This is a genomic window from Kordia aestuariivivens (assembly GCF_014397005.1).
GTDB classification, from domain to species: Bacteria; Bacteroidota; Bacteroidia; order Flavobacteriales; family Flavobacteriaceae; genus Kordia; species Kordia aestuariivivens.
Genome location: NZ_JACGWS010000003.1, coordinates 406,662 through 425,473, shown reverse-complemented (window position 1 = coordinate 425,473; position 18,812 = coordinate 406,662). Strand labels below are relative to the sequence as shown.

19 protein-coding genes are annotated in these 18,812 nt (G+C 33.5%); 13 read left to right on the top strand and 6 right to left on the bottom strand.

Annotated features, from left to right (window positions below; translation table 11 throughout):
• The first annotated feature begins 59 nt into the window (after positions 1-59).
• Both rsmA and mgtE read left to right on the top strand, forming a co-directional pair.
• Positions 60-851 (top strand): 16S rRNA (adenine(1518)-N(6)/adenine(1519)-N(6))-dimethyltransferase RsmA, encoded by a 792-nt coding sequence (rsmA, locus tag H2O64_RS07360; RefSeq protein WP_187561520.1) that lies wholly within the window; start codon positions 60-62, stop codon positions 849-851.
• The gene (mgtE, locus tag H2O64_RS07355) at positions 829-2,181 is read left to right on the top strand and encodes a magnesium transporter (protein WP_187561519.1); all 1,353 of its coding nucleotides are present in this window, start codon (positions 829-831) and stop codon (positions 2,179-2,181) included. The genes rsmA and mgtE overlap by 23 nt, the downstream gene beginning before the upstream one ends.
• Before the next feature lie 49 nt (positions 2,182-2,230).
• Here the strand turns inward: mgtE and H2O64_RS24350 are convergent, their stop codons facing one another.
• From H2O64_RS24350 to H2O64_RS07340, 3 genes are all read right to left on the bottom strand, one after another.
• Positions 2,231-2,419 carry a class I lanthipeptide gene (locus tag H2O64_RS24350; RefSeq protein ID WP_187561518.1) on the bottom strand — a complete coding sequence of 63 codons (189 nt, stop codon included), beginning with the start codon at positions 2,417-2,419 and terminating at the stop codon, positions 2,231-2,233.
• A gap of 402 nt (positions 2,420-2,821) precedes the next feature.
• Positions 2,822-3,010 (bottom strand): hypothetical protein, encoded by a 189-nt coding sequence (locus H2O64_RS07345; RefSeq protein WP_187561517.1) that lies wholly within the window; start codon positions 3,008-3,010, stop codon positions 2,822-2,824.
• 42 nt (positions 3,011-3,052) lie between these two features.
• Positions 3,053-3,244: a class I lanthipeptide gene (locus H2O64_RS07340; protein ID WP_187561516.1), complete on the bottom strand. Its 192-nt coding sequence runs from the start codon at positions 3,242-3,244 to the stop codon at positions 3,053-3,055.
• A 206-nt stretch (positions 3,245-3,450) separates the two neighbouring features.
• Between H2O64_RS07340 and H2O64_RS07335 the strand changes: the two genes are divergently transcribed.
• The 11 genes from H2O64_RS07335 (at position 3,451) to H2O64_RS07285 (ending at position 13,158) form a co-directional block, all read left to right on the top strand.
• Entirely contained in the window at positions 3,451-3,972 is a 522-nt protein-coding gene (locus H2O64_RS07335; protein WP_187561515.1) for a GNAT family N-acetyltransferase, read from the top strand.
• A gap of 114 nt (positions 3,973-4,086) precedes the next feature.
• Positions 4,087-4,452 carry a cupin domain-containing protein gene (locus tag H2O64_RS07330; protein ID WP_187561514.1) on the top strand — a complete coding sequence of 122 codons (366 nt, stop codon included), beginning with the start codon at positions 4,087-4,089 and terminating at the stop codon, positions 4,450-4,452.
• A gap of 6 nt (positions 4,453-4,458) precedes the next feature.
• Positions 4,459-5,397: a 2-hydroxyacid dehydrogenase gene (locus H2O64_RS07325; RefSeq protein WP_187561513.1), complete on the top strand. Its 939-nt coding sequence runs from the start codon at positions 4,459-4,461 to the stop codon at positions 5,395-5,397.
• Between the two features lies 1 nt (position 5,398).
• Positions 5,399-5,821, top strand: a complete 423-nt coding sequence (locus tag H2O64_RS24280; protein WP_187561512.1) for a response regulator transcription factor — start codon at positions 5,399-5,401, stop codon at positions 5,819-5,821.
• Positions 5,822-5,919: 98 nt separating this feature from the next.
• A complete protein-coding gene (locus H2O64_RS07315) occupies positions 5,920-6,435 on the top strand; it encodes a DUF4199 domain-containing protein (RefSeq protein WP_187561511.1) in 516 nt (171 codons plus the stop codon).
• A gap of 30 nt (positions 6,436-6,465) precedes the next feature.
• Complete coding sequence (locus H2O64_RS07310; RefSeq protein ID WP_187561510.1) at positions 6,466-6,852, top strand: VOC family protein; 387 nt, start codon at positions 6,466-6,468, stop codon at positions 6,850-6,852.
• A gap of 259 nt (positions 6,853-7,111) precedes the next feature.
• A complete protein-coding gene (locus tag H2O64_RS07305) occupies positions 7,112-7,726 on the top strand; it encodes a hypothetical protein (protein ID WP_187561509.1) in 615 nt (204 codons plus the stop codon).
• Between the two features lie 72 nt (positions 7,727-7,798).
• Positions 7,799-8,131, top strand: coding sequence for an ArsR/SmtB family transcription factor (locus H2O64_RS07300; RefSeq protein ID WP_187561508.1), 333 nt, complete (start codon positions 7,799-7,801; stop codon positions 8,129-8,131).
• 192 nt (positions 8,132-8,323) lie between these two features.
• Positions 8,324-8,746, top strand: a complete 423-nt coding sequence (locus H2O64_RS07295; protein WP_187561507.1) for an arsenate reductase ArsC — start codon at positions 8,324-8,326, stop codon at positions 8,744-8,746.
• Positions 8,747-9,069: 323 nt separating this feature from the next.
• Positions 9,070-12,486 (top strand): hypothetical protein, encoded by a 3,417-nt coding sequence (locus tag H2O64_RS07290; RefSeq protein WP_235982794.1) that lies wholly within the window; start codon positions 9,070-9,072, stop codon positions 12,484-12,486.
• Positions 12,487-12,594: 108 nt separating this feature from the next.
• The gene (locus H2O64_RS07285) at positions 12,595-13,158 is read left to right on the top strand and encodes a hypothetical protein (protein WP_187561505.1); all 564 of its coding nucleotides are present in this window, start codon (positions 12,595-12,597) and stop codon (positions 13,156-13,158) included.
• A 96-nt stretch (positions 13,159-13,254) separates the two neighbouring features.
• Here H2O64_RS07285 and H2O64_RS07280 read toward each other — a convergent pair whose 3' ends face one another.
• The 3 genes from H2O64_RS07280 to H2O64_RS07270 form a co-directional block, all read right to left on the bottom strand.
• Positions 13,255-14,085 (bottom strand): hypothetical protein, encoded by an 831-nt coding sequence (locus H2O64_RS07280; protein ID WP_187561504.1) that lies wholly within the window; start codon positions 14,083-14,085, stop codon positions 13,255-13,257.
• Between the two features lie 517 nt (positions 14,086-14,602).
• Entirely contained in the window at positions 14,603-16,984 is a 2,382-nt protein-coding gene (locus H2O64_RS07275; protein ID WP_187561503.1) for a DUF2339 domain-containing protein, read from the bottom strand.
• 262 nt (positions 16,985-17,246) lie between these two features.
• Entirely contained in the window at positions 17,247-18,788 is a 1,542-nt protein-coding gene (locus tag H2O64_RS07270) for a glycine--tRNA ligase (RefSeq protein WP_187561502.1), read from the bottom strand.
• Between the last annotated feature and the right edge of the window lie 24 nt (positions 18,789-18,812).

Below are 18,812 nucleotides of genomic sequence, written 5' to 3'. Positions count from 1 at the left end.
TCTTTGGGCAAGCAAAGAAAATGAAAATTATAAATTAAATTAAAAAACCTTAAAGTGCTATGACAGATAAAGTAAGAGCAAAAAAACACTTAGGACAGCATTTTTTAAAGGATGAAGAAGTTGCAGAAAAAATTGCAGATACGCTAGTGCTGAAAGGCTATAAAAATATTTTAGAAATTGGTCCAGGAATGGGCATGTTGACAAAGTATTTATTAAAAAAACCTGTCACAACGTATGTGTGCGAAATTGATAGAGATTCGGTTGCCTACTTGAAAGCAAATTTTTTACAGCTTTCCGATAAAATTTTAGAAAAAGATTTCTTAAAATACGATTTAACAGAAACGTTCAAAGAAGAACCGTTTGCCATCATTGGAAACTTTCCATATAATATTTCTACGCAAATTGTATTTAAAACTTTGGAAATGCGCGATCAAATTCCTGAATTTAGCGGCATGTTTCAAAAAGAAGTTGCAGAACGCATTTGTGCATCACATGGAAGCAAAACGTACGGAATTTTATCAGTATTGACGCAAGTTTTTTACGAAGCAGAATATCTTTTTACAGTTCCACCAGAAGTATTTGATCCGGCACCAAAAGTGAATTCGGGCGTAATGCGACTCACACGAAAAGAAAATTATACACTTCCGTGCGATGAAAAATTATTCTTTAGAGTGGTAAAAACAGCATTTCAACAACGACGAAAAACACTTCGTAACAGTTTAAAAACATTCAATCTTTCCGATAATTTAAAAGAAGATACTATCTTTGGGCTGCGGCCTGAACAATTAAGCGTTCAGCGATTTGTAGAATTAACCATCAAGATAGCAAATGATTCCATTCAAACTCAGTGATGAACTCATTGAGCAAGTAGAAAAGCTCATTGAGATTAAAAAAGATTCTGTACTTCTAGAACTTCTAGAAGAAATCCACTATGCAGATATTGCAGAGATTATTGATGAGTTAAATCTGGAACAAGCTACCTACATCATCAAACTACTAGATAGTGAAAAAACTTCCGATATTCTTACCGAAGTTGATGATGATACGCGTGAAAAAATTCTTGAAAACCTTTCTGCCAAAGAAATCGCCGAAGAAATTGATGAACTTGATACAGATGATGCTGCCGATATCATTTCTGAACTTCCTGAAGAACGAAAGCAAGAAGTAATTTCCGAATTAGAAGATAGAGAACATGCCAAAGAAATTGTAGAATTATTACGTTATGACGACGATTCTGCTGGTGGATTAATGGCAAAAGAATTGGTAAAAGTCAAGGAAAACTGGAATGTACTTACCTGTGTAAAAGAAATGCGCAAACAAGCGGAAGAAGTAACACGCGTACATTCAATTTATGTCGTAGATGATGATGATATTTTAAAAGGAAGACTTTCGCTAAAAGATTTATTGACAACTTCGACAAGAACCCACATTAAAGATATTTACATTCCAAAAGTAGATTATGTAACTGTTGGTGACAAAGCAGAAGATGTTGCTAAAATCATGTCTAAATACGATTTAGAAGCCATTCCTGTAGTGGACGAAATGCAACGTTTAGTCGGTCGTATTACCATTGACGATATTGTAGATGTAATTAGAGAAGAAGCTGAGAAAGATTACCAATTAGCGGCAGGTATTACACAAGATGTAGAAGCCGATGATAGCATTTGGCAACTCACACGCGCACGTTTACCTTGGCTGTTTTTAGGATTAGTAGGTGGAATTGGCGCAGCTGCCATTATGGAAGGATTTGAAGAAATGATTAGTAAATATGCAATTTTATTCTTCTTTACACCATTAATTGCTGCGATGGCTGGAAATGTTGGTGTGCAATCGAGTGCTATTATTGTGCAAGGTTTGGCAAATGACGATATCAAAGGAAGCATTAAAAATCGGTTGATTAAAGAAATGCTCTTAGCCATGCTAAACGGTATTATACTAGCAATCATTCTTATGATTGTAGTTTGGTTTTGGAAAGATGATCACAAAGCTGCATTAGCGATTTCAGTTTCGTTAGTCATTGTTATCATTGTTGCAGGAATCATAGGGACTTTTATTCCACTATTCTTAAACAAACGCGGAATTGATCCGGCAATTGCCACAGGTCCATTTATTACCACGAGTAATGATATCTTCGGAATTTTAATCTACTTTATGATTGCCAAATTAATTATTGGAATCTAAAAAAGCGAACCGAAGTCCGCTAATTTTAATGCTTATGTCAATGTAGGTTCTAACAACCTATAAATACACTTTGGCATGAAAAATTCACTGAAGGTTGACAAATAATTGCATTAGAAGTACACAAAGTATCCGCTTGAGTTCTTACAGTCATCCCTCCTTTTACAGCGTTTGAATTATTTGCATTCAATTCTGACACTACTGATTTTTTTAACGATAATGTTTTCAATTTTTTTTTCATGATATCTAATTTAATGTACCTACTCTTTTTAACAATTGGCTTTTCGGAATCCGCCTTTACTAGTACGTACTAGTGATTCAAAAATAGCTTAGAGTTTTAATTTTCACCTGAGTTTTCGGGTCAGATTAGTATGTTTGTAACCATTCGCACGCTATTTAACATAAGATTATGTTAAGGACTACTGAATTCTTTAAAGTTGATCGATATTAATATCAGGTTTGGTTAGATAAAAAAATTAGACAATAAGTTCTTGAACAAAATTGGTGATGAAATTATCAAGACTTCTATGCCTTGCATGCTCAATTTGACAAACTCATCAAGAGCATTAAAAAAAGCGAACCGAAGTTCGCTTTAAATTTAATTTCTGTCATGAAATTTAAATACTAGTTGCAATATTAAATACTAGCAGTTATGAGTACGAGGACAATTCCATGTTAAAGGACATTCCCAGCCTGTCAAACAACCTATTTGATTTGTATAACAAAATGTTCCTGCTCCAGTTTGTCCTCCTTTAATTTCTCCAACTTTTTCAGCTCCTAATTCTGATACTACTGACTTGTTTAACTTTAAATTTTTATTTTGTTTTTTCATGTTTTAAATTTTAAATAATTAATAATTTAATTTCTTACTGTTTTAATCACAGATATTTACTGATGGCTCACAAGGAACATTCACAGAAATAAACTCGCAATTGTAATCAAATGGAGTAGTTTTACAAAAACCTCCTTCTCCTGTTCTTCCACCTTTAACTTCTCCTGCATTTTCTAAACTTAATTCTGATACAACTGATTTGTTTAACTTTAAACTTTTGTTTTGTTTTTTCATAATATTATAATTTTTAAATCGTTAATGATGAAACAAATGAAATACTAAATTTGAAGAGAAAAAAGGAACGTAAACCGCAATTATCGAATCAAAGCCACGTAAATGTGTTTTCAGAAAGAAGAAAATTAAAATTATAAAATACTGAAAATCAATTGTATAAATAAAAACACAAACCTATAATTATCGAATTACGGGTTCAAGAAGGAATGGAAAATCATACAATCAGAAAAGCGGTTCCCGCAGATGCAAAATTCATCTCATTATTGGCAAAAATTACATTTTCAGAAACCTTTGGTAATTTATTTCATGACAAACAAGATTTACGCGCCTATATCGAAAAGGTCTTTTCTCTTGAAAAAATGACTTCTTCACTCAAAAAAGAAGAAAACGTATTTTGGATTGCGTACGCAGATGAACTTCCTGTTGGATACGCCAAACTCAAAAAAAAATCGCCTGTACCAAATAGTTCCTACAAACAAGCCGCACAATTGCAGAAAATATATGTGCTCAAAGACTATTTAGCGCACAAAATTGGCACCAAACTTCAAAACGAACTCTTTATTGAAGTACAAAATTTAGACATCGAACGCTTATGGCTTTCCGTATTGCACACCAACGAACGTGCCATTGGCTTTTATAACAAACACGATTTCCATAAATATGATTCATATAGTTTCAGTATTGGAAAAGAAGATTTCGTATTCAACATTATGATGAAGACATTCTAAAAAATTCCTCGTATTTTAGTTGCATGAAATGAGCCATAACAATTAAGTTGATACCAACCGAAATGATCATTGGCGAATTCCGTCTGACCTTATAAGAACAATAAATGTTTACAGATGAAAGCAATCAACATCAATCAAAAATTTCAACTCGTTAATAAACAATGGCATCCACATCAAGTTGCAGTTGTAGACGATATGCAAGTCATTTTGGCTAAAATTCAAGGTGAATTTGTATGGCATTCGCATGATAATGAAGACGAACTGTTTCAAGTTATGAAAGGAACATTATTCATGAAATTTCGCGATAAAACAGTTACCGTAAACGAAGGCGAATTTATTGTAGTTCCAAAAGGTGTCGAACATTGTCCTGCAACCAAAGATGGCGAAGAAGTACACATTTTACTATTCGAAAAACTGTCTACGGCGCATACAGGAACTGTGCAACATGAAAAAACGCAAACCGAATATCCAAAAATATAAACAAGCGTGAACATATTACATCTTGATGAAAATCATCCATTATTAATTGATCAATTAGCAACGTTAGGTCATACCAATCATGAAGATTACACATCTTCAAAAGCCGAAATTGAAGCAAAAATTCACGAATACGACGGTTTTATTATTCGCAGTCGATTTCGCATTGACGCAGACTTTCTAGCGAAAGCGACCAACTTAAAATTTATAGGAAGAGTTGGCGCAGGTTTGGAAAATATAGATTGTGAATTTGCAGAACAGCAAGGAATTCATTTGATTTCAGCACCAGAAGGCAACCGAAATGCGGTTGGCGAACATGCACTTGGAATGTTGTTATCACTCATGAATAAACTCAACAAAGCTGATTATGAAGTTCGCAATGGAAAATGGTTGCGCGAAGCCAACAGAGGTTTTGAACTCGATGGACAAACCGTTGGAATTATCGGGTATGGAAATATGGGAAAAGCATTCGCGAAAAAATTACGCGGTTTTGATGTTGAGGTACTTTTTTATGACTTAAAAGAAAACATTGGCGATGAAAATGCAACCCAAGTATCGCTTTCAGAATTGCAAGATCGCGCGACGGTTTTAAGTTTGCATACGCCACAAACATCGCGTACGCTGAATATGATTAACAAGAAGTTCATTCAGGGATTCAAACATCCGTTTTGGTTCATCAATACGGCGCGTGGAAAAAGTGTGGTGACGCACGATTTGATGAAAGCTTTACTATCTGGAAAAATATTAGGCGCAGGATTAGACGTGTTAGAATATGAAAAAAGTTCGTTTGAAAACTTATTCAATGACAATCAAATGCCAGAAGCTTTCAAATATCTGATTCAGGCAGAAAATGTATTGCTTTCGCCACATGTAGCAGGTTGGACAAAAGAAAGTAAAGAAAGATTAGCGCAAACTATCGTAGATAAAATCAAAACACATTTTCATTAAGATGAAAAAAACAATTTTCATCTTTGCTACCTTAATCATTGCCTTGCTAGCCCTATTTCAGTTGAGTAAATTTTCCATCATGCAAGGAAGTTCATCATTGGAATTTATCATTGCTGCCATTGCAATTATTTTTTTCTTCATCGGAATTTACATCAACAAGAAAAGAGCTATTTTACAAGAAAAACCGAAAACATCAGAAATAGATCATTCGCAAATTGAAAAAATAGGATTAAGTAAGCGCGAATATGAAGTATTGTGCAAACTTGCGAAAGGACATTCTAACAAAGAAATAGCTTCGCTCCTATTTGTATCTGAAAGTACTATAAAAACACACGTTTCAAACATCTACATAAAACTCGATGTAAAACGTCGCACACAAGCCATTCAAAAAGCAATAGCCCTTCAAATATTGCCAGTTTCATAAAATTACTACCTTAGTATGATAGAATTAGTACTTTCGTATGAGTGTTATTTTTAAGACATCTTCTACTTTTGAAACTACTAATTTTAAATTTTCAATAGATGAAAAACACAGTACTTAAATACGGATTGTATAGCTTTTTAACAGCTTTCGGGCTCTTCTTTATCGCCTTATATTTTGGGCAAGGATTAGCATTTACAACACAAGAAGTTATTGGATACACTACCATGGTAACTTCGTTATCCTTTGTATACTTTGGCATCAAACATTATAAGAATCATGAATTAAATGGTAAAATTGATTTTAAAACGGCTTTCAGTATCGGAGCACTTATTTCATTATTTGCCGCAATTGGTTTTGGACTAATGGATGCAATTTATATTACTAAAATCAATCCTGATTTTACGGAACAATACCTTGCCTACGAATACAATCTTTTAGATGCGCGAACTGATTTATCAATTAAAGAAATTAATCTAGAAAAAGTATCATTACAGAAACAAAGTGAAGCATTCGGAAATCCTTTCACCGTTTTTTTTATTATGTCCATGATGGTATTTGTCATTGGCATCATTATTTCATTGCTTTCCGCTTTAGTACTACATAAAAAAGAATAACTATAATATCACAATTTAAAAAACGAACAAATGAAAAATAGAGTAACAGGTTTAGGTGGGTTTTTCTTCAAGACAGAAGATCCAAAAGGGCTCAAAAATTGGTATGGAAAACATTTAGGATTGCCCGTAGACGATTATGGATGTACCTTTTGGTGGAAAGATAAAGAAGGCAAAGATTACTCAACACAATGGAGTACTTTCCCAAAAGACACCAGCTATTTTAAACCAAGTGAAAAGCAATTCATGATGAATTTCAGAGTTGAAAACTTAGTTGAATTATTAGCTGTTTTAAAAGAAGAAGGCGTTACCATTGTTGGTGAAGTTGAAGAATACGAATACGGAAAATTTGGTTGGATTTTAGATCCTGAAGGAAATAAAATTGAACTATGGGAACCTATAGATGAAGCTTTCAAATAACACAAGCGAAATCACTATACTAACTTTCTAATAGTACTTTGAACGAAAAATTTCAGCTTCACGCGGAAAAGAAAAAAGGCGTTTATTATACTATAAAAATGATATTACATAAAGGTAAAGTCCTTTTTAGCACTAAGAACTGTAACAAATAGTCCACATCAAGAACTAATTTTATGTTGATAGTGATGGCTTTTGAATAGGTTCGCAAAAGTCAAAAAAAAACTTTACATTTAAGAATCCAATCAAAAAAAGTAATATTATGAATGATAAAAACGACGATTTAGACAAAAACATAGAAGATACTTCCAATGAAGTTTCAAAAAATATAGAAGACGTTCAGGAAACTGTAAGCGAAAAAGCGGAAGAAATTCAGGAAGAAGTAACGGAAGCTGCAGAGAGTAAAGCAGACGAAATCAAAGGTGAAGTAAAAGATACGTTTGATACTGCGAAAGAAAAATTGGGTGAGTTTACAGAAACCGCACAAGAAAAAGCCGCAGATTTTGCAGAAGAAGCCAAAGAAACTTTTGGAGAAGCAAAAGAGAAAGCTGCTGAATTTGCGGAAGAAGCCAAAGAAAAAATTAGTGACTTCGCAGACGCTGCCAAGGAAAAAGCGGCTGATTTCGCAGAAGATGCAAAAGAAACCTTTGGAGAAGCAAAAGAAAAATTTAGTGAATACAAAGAAGTAGCGAAGGAAAAAGCAAGTGAATTTTCGGAAGAAGCCAAAGAAGTTTTTGAAGATGTCAAAGAGAAAGTAAGCGAATTTGCTGAAGAAGCTGGTGAACGCATTGAAGATTTTACCGAGGAAGCAAAAGAAACTTTTGAAGAAGCAACTAAGAAAACAAAAAGTTTTTTTCAACGCTTATTTGGAAAATAAAATACGTAAAAGACTAGATATATATCTAGTCTTTTATATCTTTATCGTAATTGTACGTTACAAACACATATCATGGGAATTACAAAAAATCACATCTTTGATGACTATCAAAACGAAACTGCTTCCATTACAAAAGTATTAGGACATCCAGCCCGAATTTCCATACTGCAATATATTAGTGAAAACGAATATTGCAATTGTAACGATTTAGTAAAAGCTACAGGATTAGCACAACCAACCATTTCACAACATCTTTCCGAAATCAAAAGAATAAAACTACTCAAACAGAGAAGTCAAGGAAAAAATACGTTTTACGCCATCGATATTGATATTTTGAATCAATATCGAAGAAAAATCTACGACTTTTTTGTAAAAATTCAGGTAAACTGTCAAAGTAAAAGCTGAACAAATTGTTGTACGTAAGTTTACCTCTATGTTAAAATAACATCAATTCATTGAAAAACTAGATATAGAATCCTTTCTTCTACTTACATTTGTTAGGATAAGTAGTCAATTTTGAAGATTTCCCCAAATGTAAAAATTAGTATATACTTCGAGAGTGACGACAAACTAATAATCATAAACCCTACCAAAATTATGAAAAATGTACTTGTACTCTGTACTGGAAACTCTTGCCGAAGTCAGATGGCTGACGGCTATCTAAAGCATTTTGCCAAAGACAAAGCAGCTATATATAGTGCTGGAATTGAAACACATGGCGTAAACCCAAGAGCAATTGCCATCATGAAATTAGATGGTGTAGATATTTCTAAAAATACTTCTAACAACGTTTCTGAATATTTAGCAATCGACTTTGATTTTATCATTACCGTTTGCGATCACGCGCAAGAAAACTGTCCGCATATTCCAAGTGAAAACGCCAAACGTATTCATCAAGACTTTTTTGATCCTTCGAAAGTAAATGGTTCTGAAGAACAAATTTTCAATGCTTTTAAAAAGACACGAAGTCAAATTAAAGCGTTTTGTGAAGAGTTTGTAACGACGGAATTGTCTTCTTAGACTGCTTGGAATCGTTTCCGCTATGGCGGAATCTTTTAGATTTTTGGACTCGCTTTGCTTTTAGACTCGTTTCCGCCTTTCGACTATCGCTCAAGATAAACTATGGCGGAAATCTCTTGGATTTTTGGACGCGCTTCGCTTTTAGACTGCTTTGCTCTTAGTATTTGAGTCTTGAGTCTTAAGTCTTAAGTCTTAAGTCTTAAAATCTACCCTAGTTAGCATCTTTTTCAAATTAATGTCAAGAGAAATACATCCTTTACACTAAAAAGCTTCTTTTCCTGCGAAAATTAAAATATTTTTGATCGGAATTAGTTTAGTTGTAGATGAAGTCACTCTTCTTATTTTTTTGTATCGGATTGTTTTTCACTGTGAATTTGCAGGGACAAACAAAAAATCGCCGTACAAAAAAAGTGGCGGTCAAGGATTCTATTGTCTTAGATTCGGTAAGTATCAATCCATTTCAATTTAAACTGACTGACAAAAAGAATAGCCCGATAGATTCTACCGCATATCGAATTGATTTTAAGAAGGCGATTTTATATTTGAATCTGGCAAAAATTAGTACCGATTCTATTCGCGTAAGCTATACCAAATACCCAGAATTTTTAACCAAGAAATATACAGGTTTTAACAAAAGTTCCATTGTTCAAAACCCGATTGATATTGATAAGATTATCTCGTTAAAATCAAATAGAGAAGTTGAAAATACACGTTTGTTTGATGGTTTGAATACGTCTGGAAGTATTTCACGTGGTGTAACTGTTGGAAATAATCAAAATACGGTTTTAAATTCGGAACTCGATTTACAGATTTCCGGAAAAATCTCTGAAAATGTTACGTTGCGCGCGTCTATTCAAGATGCAAACATTCCGATTCAAGAAAGTGGGTATTCGCAACGTTTGGATGAATTTGATCAGGTTTTTATTGAATTGGAAAGTAAAAGCTGGAAAATTAGAGCTGGAGACGTAAATCTTGAGAATACAGAAACAGATTTTATGCGCTTTCAAAAAAAGGTGCAAGGTGTCGGAATTACATCAACATTGCAACATGAAAATAGCAAAACAACACTTTTTGGCGCTGGCGCGTTAGTGCGCGGTCGCTATACACAGAGTAGATTTCAAGGGCAAGAAGGAAATCAAGGTCCTTATAAATTAACTGGTCCGAACGAAGAATTATTTATCTTGATTGTTTCTGGAAGTGAAACCGTTTTTGTGAACGGATTGCCCGTAGAACGCGGAGAAAATAACGATTATGTAATTGATTATAATGCTGGAGAGATTACGTTTACGTCCAGATATCCAGTTACTTCCGAAATGCGAATTACAGTAGAATATCAGTTTACAGATAATAATTACACACGTTTTGTTGCGTATGGTGGTGCAAAATATGAACATGAAAAGTTCAAAATTGCAGGATATTTGTATTCTGAAAATGATTCTAAAAACCAACCGATTCAACAAAATTTATCGGACGAGCAAGTTTCCATTCTACGCGAAGCCGGCGATAATCAGCAATTAATGTCTGCACCTTCCGCTGTAGAACAAGCGTTTACTGAAAACCGAATTTTATACAAAAAGGAAACCATTGACGGCATGGAAGTTTTTGTGTTTTCAAACAATCCTGATGATACCTTGTTTGATGTGCGTTTCTCGCTTGTAGGCGAAAATCAGGGAAATTATATCTTATCAAATACAGCTTCTAACGGACGTATTTACGAATATGTTTCGCCAATTGCAGGCGTTCTTCAAGGAAATTACGAACCTGTAATTCAGTTAGTTTCGCCAACCAAAACACAAGTTGCAGTGATTAATGGAGCGTACACGCCAAGCGAAAAGACAGACGTACAGTTTGAAGTTGGCTTTAGTAATAATGATCAAAATTTATTTTCGTCTTTGGACGATGATGACAATCAAGGTTTGGCGGCAAAAATTAGTGTGCAACAAGATTTATTGAACAAGAAATGGAAGATTCGCAGTTTTGCTAATTTCAATTATATTGATGAAAAATTTCAAACTATTGAACGTTTGTATTCTATTGAATTTAATCGCGATTGGAATTTAGACAACACTTTTAATGAAGGAAATCAACAATTTTTAGCGACAGGTTTAGATTTTTCTAACGAGAAAAACGGAACCGCACGTTATAGTTTTGAGTATTTAGATTTTAAAAATAATGCTACGGGAAATCGGCATCTTATTTCTTCCGATTTGAAATTCGGAAAGTTGACATTGCAAACCAACGGAAGCATTTTAGCGAACGAAACTTTGACGACAACTTCAGATTTCTTGCGATTGTATGCGCGTTCTACCTATAGTTTTGAAAAAAGTTGGGTTGGCGCACAAATGAACTTGGAAAGCAACGAACAAAAGGAAATTGTTACAGAAACATTCACGCCATTGAGTCAACGTTTTAAGGCATACACAGGATTTGTGGGTGTTGGTGATAGCTTAAAGATTCATGCGGAAGTTGGCTATACGTATCGTGTGAATGATAGTTTGCGCAACAACAATTTAGATCGTGTAAATACGTCTAGTACATACTTTTTAAAGTCAAAATTGATTCAGAATAAAAATACGCAGTTGTCATTATTTGTTAATTACAGAACCTTGCAGCAAGAAGATGAAAGTATTTCCGATGAAAAATCATTGAATTCGCGTTTGGTGTATCAACAGAAATTATTCAATAAAATGGTCACCTTAAATACCGTATATGAAACAAATTCTGGAACCTTGCCGCAACAAGAGTTTACATATATACAGGTTGATCAAGGACAAGGTGTGTATACCTGGAATGATTATAACGAAAACGGCATTCAAGAACTCAATGAATTTGAATTGGCACAGTTTCCGGATGAAGCTATTTATGTGCGTGTGTTATTGCCCAATCAGATTTTTATCAAAACGCATCAAAATAAATTTAGTCAAGTAATTACCTGGAATCCTGCGCAATGGAGTAATAATGATAAAGGCACTAAGAAGTTTTTATCGCATTTTTACAATCAAACATCATTTTTAATAGACCGAAAGATTCGTCGTGAAGATGATAATTTTAATTTTAATCCGTTTGATGATGATGAAAGCGAGAATGTGTTAGGATTGAATCAGAGTTTGAGAAATGCACTTTTTTTTAATCGCGGAAAGCAGAAATACACCACTTCGTATACATACTTGAATGCAAAATCGAAAAACTTGCTTTCCATTGGTTCACAAGAAAATATTAATACATCACATCAACTTCAGTTTACACATAAAATAGGCCAATTTTGGTTGACCGATTTGATTGGTAGTTCTGGAAAAACAGAAAGTATTTCGGAGAATTTCTTGAATAAAAACTTTGAAATTAACCTCTTTAAAGTAGAACCTACTCTTTCGTATTTATTTAACCGAAATAGTCGTTTTAGTGTGTTTTATAAGTATGAGAATAAAGAGAATCTTATTGGCGATACCGAATCGCTATCACAACAAAAGATTGGTGTTTCTTTCGCGTATAGCAACCAGCAAAAAGTAGCCTTGAATGGCGAGTTTAATTATTTTAAGAATGATTTTTCTGGAAATGCATTTTCGCCTGTTGGTTATCAAATGTTAGAAGGTTTACAGCCTGGCACTAATCTTACGTGGAACATTTTAATCCAAAAGAAATTGACTAAGTTTTTAGATTTGAATCTTTCTTATTTGGGTAGAAAAAGTGAAAATTCACGCACCATTCATACTGGGAATGTACAACTCAAAGCATTCTTTTAACTATAATTATTATAAATAGCCACGCAACCTTTTTAAAGTTTGTGAATCTAAGTGTGGTATAGTTATTGTTAAACAAAGCAACATACAACAACAAAACCATTACTTATTATGAAAAACAATTTTACCTCAGCGTTATTTGCGCTTTTCCTTTTACTAGGATTTCAATCGTATGCACAAGATACAGATTCACAAGATGATCAATATGGAGTTGGTAATCGTCAAAACGAAATTCGCTTAGATGTGTTTGATGCAGCATTTTTCTCTGCCATTGATTTGAGTTATGAACGTGTGAACGATTCTTCTATTGGCTATGGAGCATCTCTTTTTGTGAATTTTAGAGATACGGATGATGGCGGTTATTATGAAAAATTCGCATTTACACCATTTTTCAGATTTTACTTTTTTAATAAAGAAGATTACGGAGCAAAAGGACTTTTCGTAGAAGTGTTTTCGAAGTTTGCTTCTGGAGAAGATTTTGTGATTTTTGACAATACAAGAGAAGATATTGACTATTTTGATGCAGCACTTGGACTTGCAATTGGTAAAAAGTGGGTCAACAGAAGAGGATTTATGTTAGAAATTTCACTTGGTGGTGGAAGAAACATTGGATTGGATGATAATTCTCCCGAATTTACCTTTAGAGGTGGAATTTCATTAGGATATAGATTCTAAAGTATTGAACTAATCGTATTATAAAAATATTATAAAGCCTATTGTAGTTGATACAATAGGCTTTAATTTTTTGAAAAAATGAGTTATGAAAGGCTATTACCAAGCATATCCTCTGATTGAAGATACTTGATCATTCCAGCTTCTCCACCATCTCAGTCTATACCACTTTAGGTTTGCTACTCCAAATCCCCAAGCTCCAGTTCCTTGATAGAATCCAATAGCTCTACCATTGAAACAAGAGTGTTCGTATAGTATTGTATATGCTCTTCTATTATAAGGTTTTGTTACAATTAATGAAGACATTTGATCGTTGTATGAAGAACCTACCCAATGATTCCAGAAGTAACGACGACTTGTTCTACGTAAACCTGTCATTTCGGTATTGTAATACGCATGCTTATAGTAGTAGAAATTTCCTGTTCCAGAACCACTGAAACTAATACATGGTCCTTCAGCTCCAGTTGCTAAAGCTGTACCTTCATCATTTGGAATTGCACTTCCTGCGCTACGCTCTACAACTGCTTCCATTTCCTCTACGGTATCAAATAACATCACATCAATTTCTACATTGCTAGGTGCAATTGCATCTGCAGAAAGATCCGTTCCGTCTCCACGATCTTGAAGATTTGAGAATAATACAGCCTGTGGCTCGTTATCATCAGAGACAAGACTTTGGGCACGACTTGTATCTCCTGACATACTTAATACTTCTCCAGAATCATTGTCTAAGGCATAACTTACACTGAAACGTTCTCCATTGTAATTGTAATTGTGTGTTACCGTGGTTACATTTTCTTGAGCAGTACGCTTTGTCGCTTCAAAACTAGTTTGCTCTTCTGGGGTTTCACTTACGCTATCTGTCTGACAGCTCGTAATTGTTAGGGCCGCTACCATGAGCATTCCTAAATACATTTTAATTCTTTTCATAATTGAAAGGTTTTAATGGTTATACTATTTACTTACTCTGTTTTAAAAAAGGGTTTTCAGTAAATCCCCTTATCATAAATGTTGCAACTAAATGACAATGCTAATTAACAAGCTAAATACCACATTTTCAAATACTTAGTTTCGCTATTTACAAATAACAATCATGATATTTATAAATATCATGTAGTCTTATTCTTTAAATTACCCTGTAAAGACTGACGTTTTGACGATGTATAGTACTTATTTTAAAAAATTAGATTGTTGGCGATACGCTTTGCGTTTTTTTAGAAGAAAATTGAGTAAAAAAACTAGTTTTTGAAGTTATTTACTTACAAATAAGTATGGTTTAGAAGCCTTAAGCTTTATATTTTTGATGTTTTTTCTGAATATTTTTCATTTTGATTGAAAAAACTGTCAGCTAATTTTCAAGCTAATTCAGTCAAAAACAAGAAAAAGCAATGCCAAATGCATTCCTTTTTTTAGAGCTGTCTATTATGTGTAAGATTATATTCTTGTGTTAAACTTCATCGAAGATCTTACTTTTATACTTGTTATATAGGAATGAGATTATCAATAACAATACTCCTAACGATACAAATACAATCGTTTTTGCAATGGTAGTCAAGTGTGCTATATCATATAAAAATAGTTTGACGAGTGTGATTCCGAAAAGTGCCATGGCTCCGATTCGTAAGTATTTTTTCTTTTTCCAAATTCCTAAAACGATCGTGAATAGCGCGTAACTTCCCCATAAGATGCTTAATCCTAGTTTGTCTGATGCAGCATTTGATGCCATGCTAAACCAATGAATCAATTCACTACTCAGAATACATAAGATTGTAAAATGCAGTACACAATCAAAAATAATTTTGAGATCTCTTTTTATAAATTTTTCACGAATGTATCGATAACAAATCACTAATAAAAGGATGATAAAAAAGTATGAAACATATCGAATTCCAATGGCAAATAGTCCAACTTCTTCATATTTTCCAATTACTTCTCGCATATACGAATCGCTAAGTCTGCTTAACGCGTACAATCCTTGCGTTAAAAATAGTATAATTGCGACTCCATTTAAACCAAGACTTATATATCCTAATAGTTCATTTTTAATCTTCTTAATATTTACAAATGATAGTACAGATAAGAAAAGTAATGTATAATTGATCACCCAAATTGTTTTGAATTTTAATAGATTATAGCTTAAATTTTGAACGCTAGTTGCAACTCCAAATCCTTCATTTCTAGTTCCTGAACTAATATGTAATTGATTCCAATAACTTTCTATTTCTATTCTAAACGCGTAATATATGCTGAATAAGAAGATTCCTGGAATTACAAATGACAGCATTTGTGTGACGGTTTCAGAAAGTTTCAACGGTGATGAATATTCTTTTTTGAAATACAATCGTGTAATGTATGCAAACGCCGCTATAAATAGTATGGAACCTAAAAAATTCGTATTTAGTATTGGTGTGATGCTCGTTTCACTGTAATAATCATATTGTGTAACATAGAGTACTGACCAATCTTGTATAATGCTTAAAAAGGCTAATAACATTAATGGATAGGATAGTTTTTCGTAAATCGCATGATTTTTTGTGCGTCCAATCCAGAATAATATAGCAGCTTGAAAAACCCATAAAATCGTTACCCAATTTCCGTCAAGTTCTACTGGAATAGCAATGGTTATAAACGCAATCGCTAATCCAACTATTAAGTAAAATAAGTTTTTGTCTATCTCTTTTTGCCTAGATAAGAGCACAGCTACAACACAATGTAACAACGCATTTATAAGTGTAAAAAGACCTAGAAACTGTTCTCCAATATCATGCCTGTCCAATATGAAATATCCTAAAGTATAAAAGAAAAATGTGTTGAGGAAAAGCAGTACAATATCAATTCCGCTATACGCTTCCTTCTTAATAACTTTGTATGCCAAAAAGATCGTGTAAAATATGATAAAGAAGATGGAAAGAAATAATAATGCCAATCCAAAATATCGATCAGTAGTATAGTCCGAAAAATACCATGAAAAGTAAATTAACCAAGTAAAACCAAAGGAAGAACCGTACAATCCTTTCCAGTATTTTTTATAGGAAATAACTAAAATTCCAATATTAATAATCGTCATATACGAAAATAATACTGCTGCATTTCCTGAGTTGCTACTCAATAAAAAGGGAACAGCATACGCGCCAACTAAACCAATATGCGCAATAACTTGCCTATTGTAATGAATTGCCGTGACGACTCCAAACACGGTAAAAATGACCATTAAAATAAAAGCTGGTATTTGCGGAATTAGCCCATAAAAACTATGTGCTGCGTATGTAATAAAGTACATAATTGCGATAGCGCCACTCACTAAAACTGCACTGTAATTTTCGTATTTCTTTTTTAGTTTGATTCCAAAACCTAAAAGTGCAATTCCACTTAGATATCCTAAAATAATACGCATGAGCGGACTAATCAATTCGTTTTCTATGGAATATTTTACACCAATAGAAACACCAATTACAGTAATGATGATTCCTATTTTATTCAATAGATTTTCTCCAATAAATTTCTCCAAATCGGATTTTTCAGGAGGAGATTTAGGTATATTATTAAAATTGTGCCTCGGTGTTTCTACTTCAACTTTCGGTTGAAAAACTTCGGGCTTAATGACTTCTTGAGGAGCTATTGCAGTAACTTCAGGAACTTTTATTGAATTTTCCTTTACAGGTTGTTCTTTTTCTGAAGATTCTTTTGCAATAGCTGACCATCTTGAAGCTCTTAATGTTTCAATTCGAAAGCGTAAATCATTAATCTCTTCAGCAAATTGATCTTGCTTTTTAGACAATACTTCGAGTCGTATCAGAAGTTCTTGAATACTTTCGTTAGGTTTTTCCATACTTTAGTTGATTGATTGTGTATGCTTTGCTATTTTTTGAAGATAAGCACTTTCAGTACAAATATGAACGATGTATTTGTTTTTTTAAATTAAATTTTTAAACAAAAAGGACGATTTATATAGCTTAAAAATAATTTAACTATCTGATATTCAATTTATAAAATGATAAAAAACAAATGATATTATCATTAAAATAATTGCAAATAAAAAAGCTGTTTAAAACATTTAAACAGCTTTTTATATAGTTACTACGTGTGTGAATTTACATTTTCATCAACCAAGCACGCATATCAACTTCTTTCATAATGATCTCACGTACATCTTCAATTTTTACACGTTGTTGTTCCATCGTATCTCTATGGCGAATGGTCACCATATTATCTTCTAAGGTATCATGATCAACCGTAATACAGAAAGGTGTTCCGGCAGCATCTTGTCTTCTGTAACGTCGTCCAACCGCATCTTTTTCATCATAAATTACATTGAAATCAAACTTTAAATCGTCAATGATTTTACGTGCAATTTCTGGCAAACCATCTTTCTTTACCAATGGTAAAACCGCCGCTTTTGTGGGTGCTAAAACCGCTGGCAAACGTAAAACTGTTCGTTCTGAACCATCTTCCAATGTTTCATCTACTAATGAGTTAGAGAAGATTGCTAAAAACATACGATCTAGTCCAATAGAAGTTTCTACTACATACGGCACATAGCTTTCTTTAGCTTCATGGTCGAAGTATTGTAATTTCTTTCCAGAAAATTTTTCGTGTGCTTTTAAATCAAAATCTGTACGCGAATGAATTCCTTCCAATTCTTTGAAACCAAATGGAAATTTGAATTCAATATCTGTAGCAGCATCTGCATAATGTGCTAATTTTTCATGATCGTGAAAACGGTAATTATCCGTACCCATTCCTAATGATAAATGCCACTTCATGCGGTTTTCTTTCCATTGCTCGTACCATTCTTTTTGCGTTCCAGGTTTTACGAAGAATTGCATTTCCATTTGTTCAAATTCGCGTTGTCTAAAGATAAACTGACGCGCAACAATTTCATTACGGAATGCTTTTCCTGTTTGTGCAATTCCGAAAGGAATCTTCATACGACCTGTTTTTTGTACGTTCAAGAAATTTACAAAAATCCCTTGTGCCGTTTCTGGTCGCAAATATAAATCCATTGCCGAATCTGCGGAAGCGCCTAACTTTGTACCAAACATTAAGTTGAATTGCTTCACTTCTGTCCAGTTTTTAGAACCAGATATTGGATCTACAATTTCCAACTCTTCTATCAATGCTTTTACATCTGCTAAATCTTCGTTTTCCAACGATTTCCCTAAACGTGAAAGAATTGTATTTATTTTTTCTTGATAGCCAACAACACGTCCGTTTGTAGATAGAAATTCTTCTTTGTTGAACGCATCGCCAAAACGTTTTGCTGCTTTTTTGACTTCTTTCTCTATTTTTCCTTCAATTTTAGCACAATAATCTTCTACTAAAACATCCGCGCGATATCTTTTTTTGGAATCTTTATTATCAATTAAAGGATCATTAAACGCATCAACGTGGCCAGAGGCTTTCCAAGTAGTTGGATGCATCAATATTGCAGCATCAATCCCTACAATGTTTTCGTTCATTTGCACCATTGCTTTCCACCAATAGTTGCGTATATTTTTCTTTAACTCTGCTCCATTTTGAGCATAATCGTATACAGCACTTAAACCGTCATAAATTTCACTTGATTGAAATATATATCCGTATTCTTTTGCGTGCGATACTACCTTCTTAAATTGATCGTCTTGTTTTGCCATGGCGCAAATATAAAACGTTTGTAG